Origin of the sequence: Trinickia symbiotica, assembly GCF_002934455.1 — a bacterium.
Lineage (GTDB): Bacteria > Pseudomonadota > Gammaproteobacteria > Burkholderiales > Burkholderiaceae > Trinickia > Trinickia symbiotica.
In genome coordinates, this window is the sequence record NZ_PTIR01000001.1 from 221,564 (window position 1) to 237,517 (window position 15,954).

At 64.9% G+C, this 15,954-nt stretch carries 14 protein-coding genes; 4 read left to right on the forward strand and 10 right to left on the reverse strand.

The annotated features are described in order from the left end of the window. Window positions 1–3: 3 nt before the first annotated feature. The 6 genes from B0G57_RS01050 to B0G57_RS01075 all read right to left on the reverse strand — a co-directional run bounded on the left by B0G57_RS01050 (window position 4) and on the right by B0G57_RS01075 (window position 5,226). Entirely contained in the window at window positions 4–1,314 is a 1,311-nt protein-coding gene (locus B0G57_RS01050; RefSeq protein ID WP_026229296.1) for a fimbrial protein, read from the reverse strand. Window positions 1,315–1,390: 76 nt separating this feature from the next. Beyond that, window positions 1,391–2,746: a type II and III secretion system protein family protein gene (locus tag B0G57_RS01055; protein WP_083925487.1), complete on the reverse strand. Its 1,356-nt coding sequence runs from the start codon at window positions 2,744–2,746 to the stop codon at window positions 1,391–1,393. A gap of 272 nt (window positions 2,747–3,018) precedes the next feature. After that, window positions 3,019–3,930, reverse strand: a complete 912-nt coding sequence (gene cpaB / locus B0G57_RS01060; RefSeq protein ID WP_018438706.1) for a Flp pilus assembly protein CpaB — start codon at window positions 3,928–3,930, stop codon at window positions 3,019–3,021. 10 nt (window positions 3,931–3,940) lie between these two features. Beyond that, window positions 3,941–4,408, reverse strand: coding sequence for a TadE/TadG family type IV pilus assembly protein (locus tag B0G57_RS01065; protein WP_018438707.1), 468 nt, complete (start codon window positions 4,406–4,408; stop codon window positions 3,941–3,943). Continuing rightward, window positions 4,405–4,905, reverse strand: coding sequence for an A24 family peptidase (locus B0G57_RS01070; protein WP_018438708.1), 501 nt, complete (start codon window positions 4,903–4,905; stop codon window positions 4,405–4,407). Before B0G57_RS01070 ends, B0G57_RS01065 begins: the two co-directional genes overlap by 4 nt. A gap of 126 nt (window positions 4,906–5,031) precedes the next feature. Next, complete coding sequence (locus B0G57_RS01075) at window positions 5,032–5,226, reverse strand: Flp family type IVb pilin (protein ID WP_018438709.1); 195 nt, start codon at window positions 5,224–5,226, stop codon at window positions 5,032–5,034. A 621-nt stretch (window positions 5,227–5,847) separates the two neighbouring features. On the opposite strand from B0G57_RS01075, the gene B0G57_RS01080 reads away from it, so the two are divergent. The 4 genes from B0G57_RS01080 to B0G57_RS01095 all read left to right on the forward strand — a co-directional run bounded on the left by B0G57_RS01080 (window position 5,848) and on the right by B0G57_RS01095 (window position 11,303). Then, window positions 5,848–7,272: a collagen-like triple helix repeat-containing protein gene (locus B0G57_RS01080; RefSeq protein ID WP_026229298.1), complete on the forward strand. Its 1,425-nt coding sequence runs from the start codon at window positions 5,848–5,850 to the stop codon at window positions 7,270–7,272. A gap of 149 nt (window positions 7,273–7,421) precedes the next feature. Then, window positions 7,422–8,612, forward strand: a complete 1,191-nt coding sequence (locus tag B0G57_RS01085) for a collagen-like triple helix repeat-containing protein (RefSeq protein WP_051089956.1) — start codon at window positions 7,422–7,424, stop codon at window positions 8,610–8,612. A 194-nt stretch (window positions 8,613–8,806) separates the two neighbouring features. Further along, complete coding sequence (locus B0G57_RS01090) at window positions 8,807–10,552, forward strand: ShlB/FhaC/HecB family hemolysin secretion/activation protein (RefSeq protein WP_018438712.1); 1,746 nt, start codon at window positions 8,807–8,809, stop codon at window positions 10,550–10,552. A 265-nt stretch (window positions 10,553–10,817) separates the two neighbouring features. Then, window positions 10,818–11,303, forward strand: coding sequence for a DUF2147 domain-containing protein (locus tag B0G57_RS01095; RefSeq protein ID WP_026229299.1), 486 nt, complete (start codon window positions 10,818–10,820; stop codon window positions 11,301–11,303). 78 nt (window positions 11,304–11,381) lie between these two features. On the opposite strand, the gene B0G57_RS01100 is transcribed toward B0G57_RS01095, so the two are convergent. The 4 genes from B0G57_RS01100 to odhB all read right to left on the reverse strand — a co-directional run bounded on the left by B0G57_RS01100 (window position 11,382) and on the right by odhB (window position 15,862). Beyond that, window positions 11,382–11,786 carry a transposase gene (locus B0G57_RS01100; protein WP_020565974.1) on the reverse strand — a complete coding sequence of 135 codons (405 nt, stop codon included), beginning with the start codon at window positions 11,784–11,786 and terminating at the stop codon, window positions 11,382–11,384. A 131-nt stretch (window positions 11,787–11,917) separates the two neighbouring features. After that, entirely contained in the window at window positions 11,918–13,015 is a 1,098-nt protein-coding gene (gene zapE, locus B0G57_RS01105) for a cell division protein ZapE (RefSeq protein ID WP_018438715.1), read from the reverse strand. Window positions 13,016–13,144: 129 nt separating this feature from the next. After that, entirely contained in the window at window positions 13,145–14,575 is a 1,431-nt protein-coding gene (lpdA, locus tag B0G57_RS01110) for a dihydrolipoyl dehydrogenase (protein WP_018438716.1), read from the reverse strand. Window positions 14,576–14,587: 12 nt separating this feature from the next. After that, entirely contained in the window at window positions 14,588–15,862 is a 1,275-nt protein-coding gene (gene odhB, locus B0G57_RS01115; RefSeq protein WP_018438717.1) for a 2-oxoglutarate dehydrogenase complex dihydrolipoyllysine-residue succinyltransferase, read from the reverse strand. Window positions 15,863–15,954 lie beyond the last annotated feature (92 nt).

A 15,954-nucleotide genomic window follows, 5' to 3' on the forward strand; every position in this document is an offset into this window, starting at 1 on the left:
CGTCTATGACCGCTTCTGTGGAAGGTGGAGGAAACGCTTGATGCGCGCGAGGCGCGCCGCCGCCTGCATTGGGGCAACGATCGCGCTGTCGCTGTCGCTGTCGCTGCCGCGGCGAACTTCATGCTCGCGACCCGGGTCGGTGCCGCCTTCGTTCGTTCGCGTCGAGAGCCGTTGCGCGAGCGCGGCGATCGCGCGTACGTAGGGATCGCGCTCGGCGGCGTCCACGATCAGCTTGCCCTGGTTCGCCGCGCGCCCAAGCGGCACCTGCCGCGAGGGCAGCGTCGCGACGAGCGGCAGGTCGAGCCGCGAGGCGATCTGATCCGCCGCGAGCCCGAGCCGCGGATCGAAACGGTTCACGACGAGCCCGAAGCGGCTCGTATCGACCTGCGCGTCGGCAAGCTCGCGCAGCAGATCGATCGCGGACACGACCGATGCGATCGACGGGTCGCAGACGAGCCAAATCTCGTCGGCCGCACGTGCGACTTGAGCGATGAAGTCGTTGTTGGAGAAGCCGCCGAGGTCGACGATCTGGCGATCAAAAAAGGCGCGCAGCCGATTGAGCAGCGCGACGGCCGACGAGAACGAAACCGTACGCAACAGCGACAGGTCGGGCGGCAGTGTCGTCAATGCGAGTCCGCTTGCATGACGCGTCAACGCGGTATGCACGAACGTCTTGTCGAAGCGCCGCAAGTTGCGCACGGCCTCGACGAAATCGAATTCGCTGCGCGTGTTGAGATAAAGCATCGAGTCCCCGGCCGGCAGGCCGAGATCGACGATCGCCGCATGCTTGCCGGTAGCGGCGCCTTGCTTTTGCAGCAACACGGCCAGATTGGCGGCGAGCGTCGACACGCCCACGCCAACGCGCGCGCCGAGCAGCACCGTGATCCGGCCATGCCGCGCCTGCGGCTCCGTCACGTTCTCGAGCACATGGCGCGCGATGCGGATGGCCTCTTCGGGGCCGGCGCGCACGTCGATGAAATCGCGCACGCCGGCGCGCAGCGCGGCGATGGCGCCCTCGGGCTCCGCGACCGTGCCGACGGCGACGATCTGCAACTGCGGCGAATGGGCGCGTACCGCTTGCACGGCGGATGCGGCCGCATCGACATCGCTACCGGAGAAATCGACGAAGACGAGCGAAGGATGGAGCGCGGCGATCCGTGGAAGCAGCGCCGCCTGCTCGAGCGATACCTGCTCCAGCCGTCCGGTCGCCGCCAGCGTGTCGGCCAGCCAACGTGCGTTCGACTCGTGCGACGACGCGAAAACGAAATGATCGACGACATCCCTCTCGGTCAACGGTTCAGCCCGTGCATTCATGCCGTTCTCCTGTCGCCAATGCGATGCTTCCTTTATGTTCAGGGACTGCGTTCGGCGCACGTTCATGGCGCCGCGTTCACTGCGAAAACCCCGGCCCGGCATCGCGCGAGATCGCGCCGCCGAGATAGCTGCGCCAGACTGGCGCGTTGCGCTGCTCCGACTGCTCGCCCGGCGTCGCCGGCAAACGCGCGCCCTTGGCCAGCGGCGACACGAGATGCGGCGTGACGATGATGACGAGCTCCTCGTCGCTTTGCGAATAGTTCAGCTGCTTGAAGAAGGCGCCGATGATCGGCAGATCGCCGAGCAGCGGCACCTTGCTGACGTTCGAACGCGTCTCCCGATCGACGAGTCCGCCGATGACGAAGCTTTCGCCGTCGCCGAGCTCGACCGTCGTATCGGCGCGGCGCGTCGTGATGGCGGGCACCGAAACGCCGTTGATCGTGACGGCGTTCTGAAAATCGAGCTCGCTCGCTTCAGGCGCCACTTTCAGAGCGATGCGCGTGGGGCTCAGTACCGTAGGTGTCAGCGTCAGCCCGACACCATACGGCTTGTATTCGATCGACGTCGTGCCGAGACCTTCGGGCACCGGCACCGGGATCTCGCCGCCTGCGAGAAAGCTCGCGCTCTGCCCGGAAAGCGCGACCAGCGTCGGCTCGGCCAGTACACGCGCGAGGTTGTTGTTTTCAAGCAAGCTCAAATCCGAAAAAATGCCGTGCGTCGCTGAGCTGAAAACGAGATTGAAGGCCGACGAGATCGACGACGTGATCGCAGGGCCGATCTGCGTACTCGTCGCCGACGAAACCTGCGTCGGCGGAACCGTCACGCTCGTCGGCGTCGATGGACTGAACGTGCCGAACGAAAAGCCGTTGTTTTGGCGAGCGAAGTTGAACCCCGCTTGCTTCAGCACCGTCCGGCTGAACTCCACGACTCGCACATCGACCTGGACGACGCCCGGCGTCGCGATCGTCGAAATGTCGATCACGTTCCCATCCGCCTTTCCCTTCGCCGCCCTCGCCGTGGCGAGCGCGCGCTGATGCGACCGCATCGTCGGCGTGGCACCCGAAATGAGGGTCTCGGCGCCGAGCGTTCTCACGCGCGGCGTGGAACTGTCGAGCAGCGCCGCGGCCACACCCGGGCGGACTTCGACGGCGTAAGTCGTCGGGGCCGGGCGGCCTTTGGTCCATAGCATCAAATTCGTCGTACCGGCCGATTTGCCGACGAGCAAGACGGCACCTTTTTGCGCACCGCCCTTCACGACGAGGACGTCGACCACGGCCGGATCGCCGATTGCTACGCGCGCGAGCGGTCCTCCCGTTCCGATCTGCCGCTGGTCTCCCACCGCGAGCGAGATCGTCCGCCGTGCCGGTTCGGCGACTTCGCTGGCGCCCGCGCCCAATGCGCCCAATGCGCCCGATGCGTCCGTTGTCTCCATTGCCTCTTCTGCTTGCGTCGCCGTGCCCGCGAGCGAAGCCGCGCCCGCCACACTCGGGCCGACCGCGAATGCGATTCCGTATACGAAGACGCATGCGGACGCGCCCCGGCTGCTTACCGCCAATATGCTTGCCATGTAATCGGCCCCTCGCGCCAGGCCTTTTGCTGTTTAGTGTTCTTCGTCGACCGCCGTCGAATCGGCGCGGGTCCTCGAATCCCGCCACCCATGTGCCGCCCGTCCCGGCGCACGCGCCGCCGTCCGCCCCGCTCGCCTCAATAAGCGAGCGTTTCGGCGCGCCCCCCTCGTATCACTTCGATCTGCCGCTCATCGGCGCCGCCAGCATGACGAACCGCCGGCTGGGCCGCCCGCGTTCCCTCGCTGCCCGAGAGCGCGCTCAGCGTGATGCCGGCCGCCGCGAGCGACGAAGGCGTCGGGTCCGCGCGCCCCCTTGCCCCTAACGCCGCACCGGGGTGCGCGAACCACTTGGGATCGGCAATCTCGTCATCGCGCGGATTACGCAACGCAAGCAGCAGGTGGCCCGCGCTATCGGCAAGCGCTAGGCGGTCCACCTCCGCAGTCGGCACGGCCAGCACGGCGGTCCGCGAATGGACCGCGCGCTCGCCCGGATTGCCGCCGCCCGGCAGCGCATCGCCGTACGCGAGGACGCGCACTCGAGAAAGAAGCAGCCGCGCTTGCGAGCGCGTGATTTCCGAATGTGCGTCGCCCCCGCCGCTCTCGCGCTTCAGCGTCAGGAAGACATCGACGAAGTTGCCAGGACGCACGCGTTCACCGACGGCACTGGCATCGTCCACGCGCACGGCCACCGCTCGCTGGCCGGGCTCGATCTGTTCGGCGAAGCCAGACGACAACTGAACCTCGAAGAGAGGTGTGCCGGGCTCGATATCGGCGAGCGGCACGCGCTTCGCCAGCAGATCGGTTTCCGCAAACGTGCCGCTCGGCCGCACAGGCAGCCGTTCGATCCGAAGCGCATCGGTGCCGATCGGTTGCCCGGCCGGTAACCGGCGAGCCGCGACGACGACAGGAAACGTGACTTGCGCCGTCGGCGCGACACGCGCGACAGGCGCCGGCTGCACGGGGCGACGGCTCAACGTCCATGCGAATAGCGCGAGAACGAGTGCGGCCGCGATCAGTACACCGGCAAGAATCTTCGTGACGTTCACCATGTCGCGGGCTTCAAAGTAGGTTTTCCGGATCGATCTGCACCGTCGCCACACTCGTCAGCTTTTGAGGCACCGCGAGCTCGAGGAGCGGCAGCGTCGGGACGAGCGGATGATTTACGTAGTCGTAGCTGAGGGTGACCTCGATGCAGTCCATACTTGAGTCGTAGCTGCATGCGCTCGCCTGCGTCGAGCAAGTTGCGTTGGCGGCAACCCAGGCGGCGACATTCTTCGCGACCTTGCACGCGTTCTGCCCGCGTGCCGTGAGCGCCGCACCCGCGTCCGAGGCGTTCTGGTAGTTGAGCGCCGCGCGCGCGCCTTCCTCAGCCGCGAGCGTAAGGTTCTGCTGGGCGACGAGAATCACGCTGTACGTGACGAGGCCATAGAGCATCGCGAAGAGCAACGGAAAAATCAGCGCAAATTCGACGACCGCCGAACCGCGCGCCGCCCCCGGATGACGACTGTCCCGTCGCATGCGCCTCATGCGTGCCCCCCGGGAAACGGATGACCAATCATTATCAGTGCGGCGGCAGCCACGAGCAGCGCCGCGTAAGGGGCCCCGCGCCGCGTGCCGACCGTGAACGTAGGCTGACCTCGACGCCAAAGCGCCGAAACTGGCATGCGAGCCGCAACGAGCAGCGCCACCGCATGCAGCGCGGCAGCGATGCTCGCCATGCACCAAACGTCGATGAGCGCGGGAATGCCACACCACGCGCCGAGCACAGCGAACACCTTGACGTCCGCCGCCCCCATCACGCGCATCAGAAAAAACGGCAATACCGCGACAAAGCCGAGCGCCGCTCCTTGCGCCGCTTGCGCGGCGGTGATGCCGAACGGACTTATCCGCATGAGCGAGCAAGCCGAGGCAACCGCGAGACCAGCGACCGTCAATGCATTGGGAACGCGACGCGTCCGGCAATCCCAAATCGCAACGGCCGCAGCCCACGCGGTAAAGACGATAGCTCCGGGCGCGATCGGCATTTAATCAAACTCAATAAACGAAAAATAAACGGAGAAGCGGTAATCGACAATGCCATGAAACATCCGCCGCAACCATTCTTTGGGATTGATCGACTTACTGGATCATTGTGTGGTGCCGAAGCCAGCTCATGAACCGGACCCTGAGCTTTTCGCCTGCACGGTTATGTAGCCCGCGATGTTTGTAAATGCGGTGGATAGGCTCGAACTAAGCGTACCCAACGAGGTAACGATCGCTATCGCGACCAGCCCTGCAATCAGAGCGTATTCGATCGCGGTGACACCTCGTTCTTCCTTGATAAACCGACGGATCAAGCTGGCCATTCTGCATTCCTCGCAAATGTTGCCGTGGGCGTGCGAAATCGATTCTTAAGGGCGCGTCCCCGCCGGCCAGACGCACTTCACGCGCGCTACGCCACCGCTGGTATTACCCCATCATGCGAATTCTTGTCGACGCCCCACCGCTTATGGATGGTTGGTGGTTCAGGTCTAGTCGAAGCATCACAAATGAAAGGAATCGATAGCAGCCTCCGTTCTATCAGGACCCTTGCTCGGGCGAATCCGGCCTGCGGCAAACGATACATCGCGACTTTACCCTTCTGTATCGCGGCTTGGCACCCCCTAAGTTGGGAGTGACGCCAGTTTAGATTAAAACCACTAAATTACTAGTGCCCTGTCCCTAGCCCCTCCACGACGTTACGTTCCTGGCTAGTAACACGGCTATTAGGTCGTTACGTTACGAGCATCCAAACGAGCCCATAAAAACGGCCGCCGCGAGTCGCTCACTCCGTTCATCCCGCTACGCTTTTTATCCTTCAAAGCCTTTAACGACGGGCACAGCTTCGGTCCTCGCTTTTCAGTGCACCGTTTTATACCTGCCATTGGCATAGGGCTTGCGGACGGGGGGCTCGCAGCAATCTCAACCAATGACAAGCGAGCGACATTATGCGGATTCCAACGAGTGACGGGGTACTCAGAATTACATCGACGGCCACGGCCATAGCCGTCGCATTGACTCTCACGGCATGCGGAGGCTCGGGCAGTTTGAGCCAGGGTCTCGGTGCAAATGGAGGCGGAGCGGGAGAGACACTTTCGACGACGGGCGGCGCGAACGGCACGCCATCGCCGGCGCCGAGTCCATCGCCCAGCCCGTCGCCTTCCCCGTCTCCTTCGCCTTCACCGACGCCGACACCCACGCCTCAAGCCAATGCAGTCGGCAAAGCCGTCGGCGATGCAGGCGGGATCGTGAGCGCCGCGGGCTCCACGGTCTCGGGCATCGGCTCGACGATCGGCTCGCAGAGCCTGCCGGGCGTCAGCCCACAAACGACGCAAGACCTCGGCGGCGTCGTCCAGAGCGTGGGCGCCGCTGTGTCGACGCTCGGCAACGGCGTCTCGCAGGGGCTCGGGCAACTCGGCGCAACGCAGAATCCGATCGGCACCACCGTCGCGAGCACAGGTCCCACGGTGGGCCAGCTCGGCAACGCGGTCACGGATGCGGGCAATCTCGTGACGAGCCTCGGCTCGAGCGGTGCGCTGTCGCCGCTTTCACCCGTCACCACGCCGCTGGGCACCGCCTTGTCGACGGCCGGCGGCGCCGTCACGAACGCGGGCGCGACGCTCGGCAACGCGTTGTCGACCGGCCCGGTCGAGCAACTCACGCAACAGCTCAGCACGACGATCACGCCCATCACGTCGACGCTCGGCACAACGACGCAGAACGTAGGAACGACGACGGGCGTCGGCCCGCAACTCTCGAACCTTTTGACGACGACGGGCAATGCACTCACTCAGGCGGGCGCTACCGTCGCGGCCGCGGGCGGGGGCAACCCAGTGACCACCGGCGTCGGCGGCGTGCTGTCGGCGACGGGCAACACGGTAGCGGCGGTTGGCGGTCTCACCACGGGCGGCACGAGCGGCAACCCGCTCGCGCCGGTCACCGGCGCGCTGGGCGGACTGACAGGAGGAACAACGGGCGCGAATCCGTTGGGCGCGCTCGGCACCACGCTTTCGAGCGTGAGCGGTGCGCTCGGCGGCACGAGTGGCGCGAGCAATGTTCTCGCCCCGGTCACGGGAGCGGTCACGTCGATCACGAGCGCGGCAGGCAACGGAACGGCAGGCGGAGGCAACCTGCTTGGGCCGGTCACGGGCACCCTCACCGCGCTCACGGGCACGTCGGGGAACGCGGTGGGCGGCGCTGGAGGCGGCACATCGAAGAGCGGTTCGCCTCTCGCGCCCATCACCGGCTTGCTGTCGACCGTCACCGGCGCGCTGACGAATACGGTCGGCGCAGGCGCCACGGGGCAGACAAACCCGCTTTCGGGCCCCACGTCGCTGACCGGAGTGCTGACGGGCGGCCTAGGCAAGAAGTAGCGGCCGCGCGAGCCGCCGGGCCGCGAGGCGCTTGCGGCTTGGCACATCCGGCCTTCGGCGGGCACGAAGCACGAAAGACGAAGCCCGCCATTTCCCCGCGTGCGCCCAATCAAGCAACGCACGCGGCAGCAGACCACGAGGAGAACATCATGTTCAAACCGCATCGTTCATTCGTTCGCGCAGCACGCACCAAGGCATGGCGCGCGCCGCTCACTGCTATCGCCTTCGCCTGCGTGCTGGCCGCATGCGCCGACGACGGCACCAGCTTGCCTGCTTCCACCGGCCCCAGCACGAACAGCAACAGCGGCGGCGGCTCGCAGCAGACGACGAATTCGCAAGGCACCCAGGGCACGGTGACGACGGTCGGCAAGACAGCAACCGATCTCGGCAGCACGATCGCAGCGACGACGATTCCGGGCGTGAGCCCCGGCGTCACCCAAGGCCTCGGCAACTCAGTCGGCGCGACGGGCTCGGTGATCGACAGCGCCGCCAACGCGCTCGCGAGCGGCCTCGGGCAAACGGGTACCGTCTCTGATCCAGTCGGCACCACGGCAGCCGGCTTGGGTTCGACCGTCAGCTCGACGAGCGGCGTGATCGCGGGCGCGGCCGCGGCCGTCGATGCGCTCGGCACCGGCAACCTGTCGGCGCTCTCGCCGGTCACGACGCCGACCGCCGGGGCCCTTTACACGGTCGCCAACGGCGTCAATGCCGCAGGTCAAATCCTCGGCAGCCAGCTCGCCTCGCCGGCCATCCAGCAGGTCACCCAGCCCGCCAGCGGCGCCATCACCCCGCTCGTCATCACGCTCGGCCAGACGACCCAGGCCGTCGGCACGACGACCGGCCTCGGTGCGCCGACCGCCAATCTCCTCGGTCAAATCGGCGGCGCCGTGCAGGCCGCGGGCGCGCAACTGAGCACCGCCACCTCGCCGAACCTGCTCGGCGGCGACCTCGGTCAACTCGTGACGAGCGTCGGCCAGACGGTGATGAATGCGGGCGGGCTCGTCGATCCGCAGGCGCCAAACGGTGTGGCGCCCATCCCCGGGCTGATCACGAGTCTCGTCGGCAGCTCGAACACGACGGTCCCCGCCGGCACCACTTCGAGCACGGGAACGAGCGCATCGCTACCGCTGCTTGGCAGCCTGCTCGGCAGTTCGAGCAGCGGCCCGCGCGCGGTCACCTCGCCGATCGGCGGAGGCTCGGCGGGCGGATCGAATCCGCTCGGCGGCCTCACGAGCGCGGTGGGCTCGCTGACGGGCTCCGCCTCAGGTGGCGGATCGAACGTCGGCGGCGTGCTCGGCTCACTGCTTGGCAACGGCCTGCCGCTCGGCAAATTGCCGTGATGCTCGGGTAACGCTGGACAGCGCTGCAGCCGGCACGCCGCTCTCTCGCGTGCCGGCAAGGCTGGCGACAAAGCGCGCTTCGCGCGACGCAAGAGCGAGCGAAGCACGCATCAGCTCCGCACAAGAGCCGGAGCCGAGAGAGCACAGAACGAACAAAGAAGATTCGATAAAAGACGGCCAAACGAGGAATATAAATGGTTAGGATTGCTAATGAAACAATCGCGCTCGTGCTGATTGCGGCAAGTGCGACGATGACGGCCAACGCACAAACGAGGCCGGCACCGGGCGGCGCTTTGCCGGGCGGCTTAACCGGCACGCCGACGGTAGGCACGCCGGTCACGGGCAATCCGCTGCTGGCGCTGCCGCAGGTCACCGAGCCACGGACATCGCCGAACGTGACCGTTCAGGTCGAAAAGCAAACGTCTCAGCTTCAGCAGTTGCTCGCCACGCATCTGACGCCTTCGAAGATTCAAATCGACGGCGTAAAGGCGATCCCGTTCTCCGACGTTGCTCAACGCTTCGCGGCGCTCGTTGGCAAGGACATCACGGTCGGCCAGCTGATCGAGACGGCCAACGATGTCACGAAGCTCTATCAGCAGCGCGGATACGCGCTCTCGTTCGCATTCGTTCCCGCGCAAACGTTCGAAAACGGCGTCGTGCGCGTGACGGTCGTCGAAGGATACGTCGCCTCGATCAACGTGACGGGAAAGCCGGGCCGCGCGGAGCGCAAGATCCGCGAGATCGCGGAACACATTCGCAACGAGCGTCCATTGCGGCGCGCGACGTTCGAGCGCTATATCAATACGCTCGGACTACTGCCGGGCATCACCGTCGCGGCCACGGTGCCGCCGCCGAAAACGACGGACGGCGCGACGACGCTCGATCTCAACGTCGATCGCAAACCGTTCAACGTCGGCACGGGGATCGACTTCCACCATCCCGGCGTACAGGGTCTCGTCACGGCCACCGAGACGAGCCTCACCTCGCTCGGGGAGCAGTTGAGCGTGTCGGCGCTCGTGCCGAAGGGGCGTGACAATCAAACGTATTACGCCGCGAGCGGCGCGTTGCCGATCGGGAGTAACGGCCTCGTTGCGCGCGTCGACGCATCGCACTACCACGGGAACCCTGTCGACAATCCGGGCTTGCCGTCATACGTCCAACGCACCGTCGTCAACGACAAGCTCGGGGTGTCGGCCGCCTATCCGCTCTTTCTCAGCAACGCGCACAAAGTCATCGGCACGGTGAGCGGCTACGCCTCGCACGACGAGAACAGCTACCTCAACACGCTCAACGGCGCCGAAATCGGACTGCGCTCGCAAGTCCGCGTCGTGCAGGCCCAGATCGACTACACCGAAGTCGAGACGAATCAGGTGCGCCGTGCGAGCGTGAACGTGGCGAAGGCATTCGACATCCTCGGCGCTTCGAAGTCGGGCGATACGAACGTTCCGGGCGCTATCGAGACGAATCCCGTATCGCTGACATTCGTGCGCACCGGCGTGAGTTTCTCCCAGACGAATCAGTGGCCGCTGAAAATTGGAACCGCCGTATCTTTCACGAGCCAATACAGCCCCGATTCGCTGCCGACGTCGGAACAGATCGCCTTCGGCGCTCAGCGCTTCGCGCAGGGCTATCAGCCGGGTGAAGCCTCGGGCGATTCCGGCTGGGGCGCCTCATTCGAGGTCAATCGACCCATCGCAATCGGCATGCGTTACTTTCAGACATTCACGCCCTATGTCTCGTTCGATATGGCGCGCGTTTATCTGCACTCCGGCGCGCCGTCGCCGAGCAAGCTCTCGTCGGTCTCGCTCGGGTTGCGCCTCAGCGACAGCAAGCACTACAGCCTCGATCTCTCGATTGCGAAAGCCGTCGCCGATGCGCCGATCGAGAGCCCGTCACGCAGCCCGCGCGTCAATGCGACGTTTTCTTATCAGCTCTTTTGATGGCAGTGGCGCCGGCAATGGTGCCCGGTCGCCCGCAACTGCGTGCTCGTCCGAGGACAATCGAGATCAGATTAGAGCATCCACTTTAGCCGATGACCGATCGCCAGCGCGTATCCTGCGCAGATTCGAAGCAAAAATGAAAAGAAGAGAAGCGCCGCGTGGCAGCCGATGAGCTGGCGCGCGGCAGCCCTGACAAAGGATCGACCCAAGGGAGGAAGACATGGCACATTGGAAAAACGATGGCGAAGCAACCGCGCTTGCCGCAATGCGGCGCATGGGCTTAGGTGTAGCACTCGCTGGCTTGCTGCTGACGGGCACCGCCGCGGCGTTTGCCGACACGGCGACGGATAGCCCCGTCGGCGTATGGCAGACCATCGACGATCACACTCACCAGCCGAAAGCACTCGTGCAGATCACGAAGAACGACGACGGCACGCTGTCGGGCAAAGTGATCAAGGGGCTGAACCCGGCCGATTCGCCCGATCGCCGCTGCACCGAATGCACCGACGACCGCAAGGACCAGAAGATCCTCGGCATGACAATCATCAAGGAGATGAAACCCGACGGCGACCACTGGGACGGCGGCAACATCCTCGATCCCGAGAATGGGAAGGTCTACCGTTGCAGGATGCACCTCGAGGAGGGCGGCCAGAAGCTCGTCGTTCGCGGTTACATCGGCGTCTCGCTGCTGGGCCGCTCGCAGACATGGAACCGCCAGAGCGATAGCGCCGCGGCGCAGGCGCAAAACTGATCATTCGCGAGCAAGCCTCGAATGCGGCGCTCGCACCGGCAGCGCCGCGCTCCGCTCGAAACCCTGTGGTACGTGCCCTCAAGCTGCCTGCTGCATGGAAGTGAGATACGCAATCGTCGAGGGATCGACTCTCGTAAAAGCCGGCGCAGCATCGTTCCGTGGCTTGACGTTCACGCGCATGCGTAACTGCATCGACTCGCAGAGAACCTTCGCCGCATCGCCGTAGAGCTGATCGAGCACGCGCCTGAAGACGCCGGACAGATACCAGCTCTTGAAGCGCCTGTGGCACGTCTGGTAGGAAGGGTAACGGCTCGGCAGCGAAGACCAGGCCGCGCCGCTGTAAATCACCCAAAGGACGCCGTTGAGCACCGCGCGCGTATCGGCAAGCGGACGCCCGCGCGATTGCACGCGCCGCTGAAGCTCAGGAAACAGCGCGACCACGCCGTGCCACTGTTCGTCGGTAATATCGCGATAAGGGGTCATGAGCGCCTCCTCCGTGAGAACAGGAAGCAAGATATGCCCCGACCGCGCCGGCGAGTATCAGAATATTCTGAATGTGCAAATCGGCGTGAGCCGTTCTCGGCGCGCCGCGTTCGCCGCGCGCTCGTCCAAGCTCAGGTCAGCGACGTATCGACGAGCCGCCGCGGCGCTTCGAGATACTCGCGCGATTGCATTTCCAGGATGCGCGACACCGTCCGGGCGAATTCGTTCGCCATCGGCCCGTCGACATAGAGCACTTCGGGCGGCACGGCCGCCGACATCAGCAGTTTGACCTTTTGGTCATAGAGGACGTCGACGAGCCACGTGAAGCGGCGCGCTTCCGATGCCATGCGCGGCGACATCTGCGGCACTTCGGAGAGGATGACGGTATGGAAGCGCGTCGCCAGCTCGAGATAATCGTTCTGCGAACGCGGGCCGCCGCAAAGCGTCGCGAAATCGAACCATACGACGCCGTCCGCGCGCCGCAACGCCTTCAGCTCGCGCTTTTCGATATGGAGAATCGGGCTTTCGTCGGGCACCGCGGCCAATTGCGCGAAAGCGGCGCGCAACGCGCGGTCGGCAGCGGCCCCAAGCGGCGTATGGTAGGCGGCCACCTGCGCCAGCGTGCGCCGGCGGTAATCGATGCCCGCGTCGACGTTGACGATGTCGAGCTGCGCCTTCAGAAGCTCGATCGCGGGCAGCACGCGGTCGCGGTGCAAGCCCTCGGGATAGAGCGTGTCGGGCTCGTAGTTCGACGTCATGACGAACTGCACGCCGTTCTCGAACAGCCCCTTCAAGAGCCGATAGAGAATCATCGCATCGGCGATGTCGGAGACGTGGAACTCGTCGAAGCAGATAAGCCGATAGCGCTTCGCCACGCGCCGCGCGAGCTCGTCGAGCGGGTCGGCCTGCCCCTTCAATTCCTCGAGCTGGCGATGCACCTCGCGCATGAATTCGTGAAAATGCAGGCGCGTCTTGCGCTGCAGCGGCACGACCGCGTAGAAGCTATCCATCAGGAAGCTCTTGCCGCGCCCCACGCCGCCCCACATGTAGACGCCGCGCGGCAAATCCGGATGCAGGATCAGCTTGCGCAATGCGTTGGAGCGCCGCGCCTTGTAGGCCACCCATTCGGCATAGCATCGCTGGAGGCGCTCGATGGCTCGTAGCTGCGCGTCATCGGCGCTATAGCCGCGCTGCGTAAGCTCGTTTTCGTAATATTCGGTGACGTTCATCGCGCACTGGAAAGAACGAAGGCGAACGGGAAGCACCCCGCCCGCCTTCGCGCGCAGCAACAATGAAGACGCGGGCGAGTGCAGCGGCCCTCGAGCCGCCGCCCCACGCCACACGCCTATGAGAGGTGCTTACTTGTTGAGCGAGCGTTTCTCGACGCCGAGCGCCGCCTCGCGCATCACCTCGGACAGCGAGGGATGCGGATGGCAAATACGCCCGATATCTTCCGATGCCGCCTTGAACTCCATCGCCACGACAGCTTCGGCGATCAAGTCCGAGGCGTTCGCCGCAATGATGTGCACGCCGAGCAACTCGTCCGTCTTCGCGTCGGCGATCATCTTCACGAACCCGTCAGGCTTGGCGATACCGAGCGCGCGGCCGTTGATCGAAAACGGGAACTGTCCGGTCTTGACCTCGCGGCCTTCCGCTTTCAACTGCTGCTCGGTCTTGCCGACCCACGCGATCTCAGGCTCGGTGTAAATGACCCAAGGGATGCAGTTGTAATCGATATGCGGCTTTTGCTCGTCGATGAGCTCGGCCACCATCACGCCCTCGTCTTCTGCCTTGTGCGCGAGCATCGGCCCGCGCACGACGTCGCCGATCGCATAGACGTTCGGCACTGTCGTGCGGCAGTGATCGTCGACGTCGATGAAGCCGCGTTCATTCGCCTTGAGCCCGATCGATTCGAGGCCGAGATTGTCCGTGTTCGGCACGCGGCCGACGGAGACGATCAGCCGATCGGCTTCGAGCGTCTTCGCGTTGCCGTCCTTATCGGTATAGGCAATCGTGACGCCCTCTCCCGTCGTCTTCACCTCGTTGATATTGATACCAAGATGGATATCGAGGCCTTGCTTCTTGAAGAGCTTCGCGGCTTCCTTGGCGACCGCTTCGTCAGCGGCGCCCAGGAACTGCGGCAACGCCTCGAGCACCGTCACCTCGGCGCCGAGCCGGCGCCAGACCGAGCCGAGCTCGAGCCCGATCACGCCCGCGCCGATCACGGCGAGCTTCTTCGGTACCGCATCGAAAGCCAGTGCGCCTTCGTTGTCGGCCACGATCTTGTTGTCGACGGGTACGTTCGGCAGGTGACGCGCCTTGGAGCCCGTCGCGATGATGACGTTCTTCGCGACGACGACTTCAGGCTCGCCTTCGCCGCTCACCTCGATCCGCAAGCCGGCGTCGCTATTGCCGACGAACTTGCCGTGGCCCTTCAGCCACGTGATCTTGTTCTTCTTGAAGAGGTATTCGATACCGCTCGTCATCTTTTCGACGATGCCGTCCTTGCGCGACATCATCTTCGCGATATCGATCTTGACACCTTCTACGTCGATGCCGTGCTGCTCCAAATGATGCGAGGCGTTCTCGAACTCCTCCGACGACGCGAGCAGCGCCTTCGATGGAATACAGCCGACGTTGAGACACGTGCCGCCGAGCTTCAGCGCGCCGGCCGGGTTCTTCCACTCTTCGATACAGGCGACGGTCTTGCCGAGCTGCGCCGCGCGGATGGCGGCGATATAGCCGCCGGGGCCCGCGCCGATCACGACGACGTCAAATTGTTGGGACATGGGTATCCTCTTTTACAGGTCGAGCAGCAGGCGGGCAGGATCCTCGAGCGCATCCTTCATCGCAACGAGCGACAGGACGGCTTCGCGGCCGTCGATGATGCGGTGGTCGTACGACAGCGCGAGATAGTTCATCGGGCGAATCACGATCTGGCCGTTTTCGACGACCGCGCGCTCCTTCGTGGCGTGCACGCCGAGAATCGCCGACTGCGGCGGGTTGATGATCGGCGTCGAGAGCATCGAGCCGAACACGCCGCCGTTCGAAATCGAGAACGTACCGCCCGTCATTTCCTCGATCGACAGCTTGCCGTCCTTGGCCTTCTGGCCGAACTCGGCGATCTTCTTTTCGATCTCGGCCAGGCTCAACTGGTCGGCGTTGCGCAGGATCGGCACGACGAGGCCGCGCGGCGAGCCGACGGCGATGCCGATGTCGAAGTAGCCGTGATAGACGATGTCCGTGCCGTCGATCGACGCGTTGACGAGCGGGAATTTCTTCAGCGCGTGAACGGCGGCCTTGACGAAGAACGACATGAAGCCGAGCTTCACGCCGTGCTCCTTCTCGAACTTGTCCTTGTACTTGTTGCGCAGCTCCATCACGGGCGCCATGTTCACTTCGTTGAACGTGGTCAGAATGGCGTTCGTTTGCTGCGACTCGAGCAGACGCTCAGCGATGCGCTGACGCAGACGCGACATCGGCACGCGTTGCTCGGGGCGATTCTGGAGCCAGGCCTCGCCCGAGGCGGGCGCCTTGACGTCCGGCAGCGACGGCTTGGCGGCACGCGCGGCCGGCGCGGGAGCCGGTGCGACGCGGGCGGCCGTGACCGCGCCCGGTGCATTCGCGGCGAGCACGTCGCCCTTCGTGATGCGGCCGTCGCGGCCCGTGCCGGCGACCTGGCCGGCCGACAGGTTGTTTTCCGCCATCAGCTTGTTCGCGGCGGGCGACGCGGGCGCGCCTGCCGTGGCCGGTGCGGGCGCCGCGGCGGGCGCCGGTGCGGCGGCTGCGGCCGGCGCGGCGGCGGCTGCGGGCGCGGCGGCGGCGCCGGCCTTCGCTTCCGTGTCGATCTTCGCGAGCAATTGCTCCGAGGTCACGGTCTCGCCATCGCCGACGACGACCTCGGAAAGAACGCCTGCCGACGGAGCGGGCACTTCGAGCACGACCTTGTCGGTCTCGATCTCGACGAGCGTTTCGTCCTGCGAGACGGCTTCACCCGGCTTCTTCTTCCATTGCAGCATCGTGCCTTCCGAAACCGACTCCGAGAAGACCGGGACCTTGACTTCAACAATAGCCATTTGATTTTCCTGAAACTCGTATCTAGTGTGGGTGCGCGAATCGGATCCGTGGCGTTTGCGCCCGCTCATTCGCGGATACGCCAAACGACACG

Bases quoted from the DNA above. Each gene is read 5' to 3' on its own strand.
- B0G57_RS01050 (WP_026229296.1), bottom strand. From the start codon at position 1,314: ATGAATGCACGGGCTGAACCGTTGACCGAGAGGGATGTCGTCGATCAT.
- B0G57_RS01055 (WP_083925487.1), bottom strand. From the start codon at position 2,746: ATGGAGACAACGGACGCATCGGGCGCATTGGGCGCATTGGGCGCGGGC.
- cpaB (WP_018438706.1), bottom strand. From the start codon at position 3,930: ATGGTGAACGTCACGAAGATTCTTGCCGGTGTACTGATCGCGGCCGCA.
- B0G57_RS01065 (WP_018438707.1), bottom strand. From the start codon at position 4,408: ATGAGGCGCATGCGACGGGACAGTCGTCATCCGGGGGCGGCGCGCGGT.
- B0G57_RS01070 (WP_018438708.1), bottom strand. From the start codon at position 4,905: ATGCCGATCGCGCCCGGAGCTATCGTCTTTACCGCGTGGGCTGCGGCC.
- B0G57_RS01075 (WP_018438709.1), bottom strand. From the start codon at position 5,226: ATGGCCAGCTTGATCCGTCGGTTTATCAAGGAAGAACGAGGTGTCACC.
- B0G57_RS01080 (WP_026229298.1), top strand. From the start codon at position 5,848: ATGCGGATTCCAACGAGTGACGGGGTACTCAGAATTACATCGACGGCC.
- B0G57_RS01085 (WP_051089956.1), top strand. From the start codon at position 7,422: ATGTTCAAACCGCATCGTTCATTCGTTCGCGCAGCACGCACCAAGGCA.
- B0G57_RS01090 (WP_018438712.1), top strand. From the start codon at position 8,807: ATGGTTAGGATTGCTAATGAAACAATCGCGCTCGTGCTGATTGCGGCA.
- B0G57_RS01095 (WP_026229299.1), top strand. From the start codon at position 10,818: ATGCGGCGCATGGGCTTAGGTGTAGCACTCGCTGGCTTGCTGCTGACG.
- B0G57_RS01100 (WP_020565974.1), bottom strand. From the start codon at position 11,786: ATGACCCCTTATCGCGATATTACCGACGAACAGTGGCACGGCGTGGTC.
- zapE (WP_018438715.1), bottom strand. From the start codon at position 13,015: ATGAACGTCACCGAATATTACGAAAACGAGCTTACGCAGCGCGGCTAT.
- lpdA (WP_018438716.1), bottom strand. From the start codon at position 14,575: ATGTCCCAACAATTTGACGTCGTCGTGATCGGCGCGGGCCCCGGCGGC.
- odhB (WP_018438717.1), bottom strand. From the start codon at position 15,862: ATGGCTATTGTTGAAGTCAAGGTCCCGGTCTTCTCGGAGTCGGTTTCG.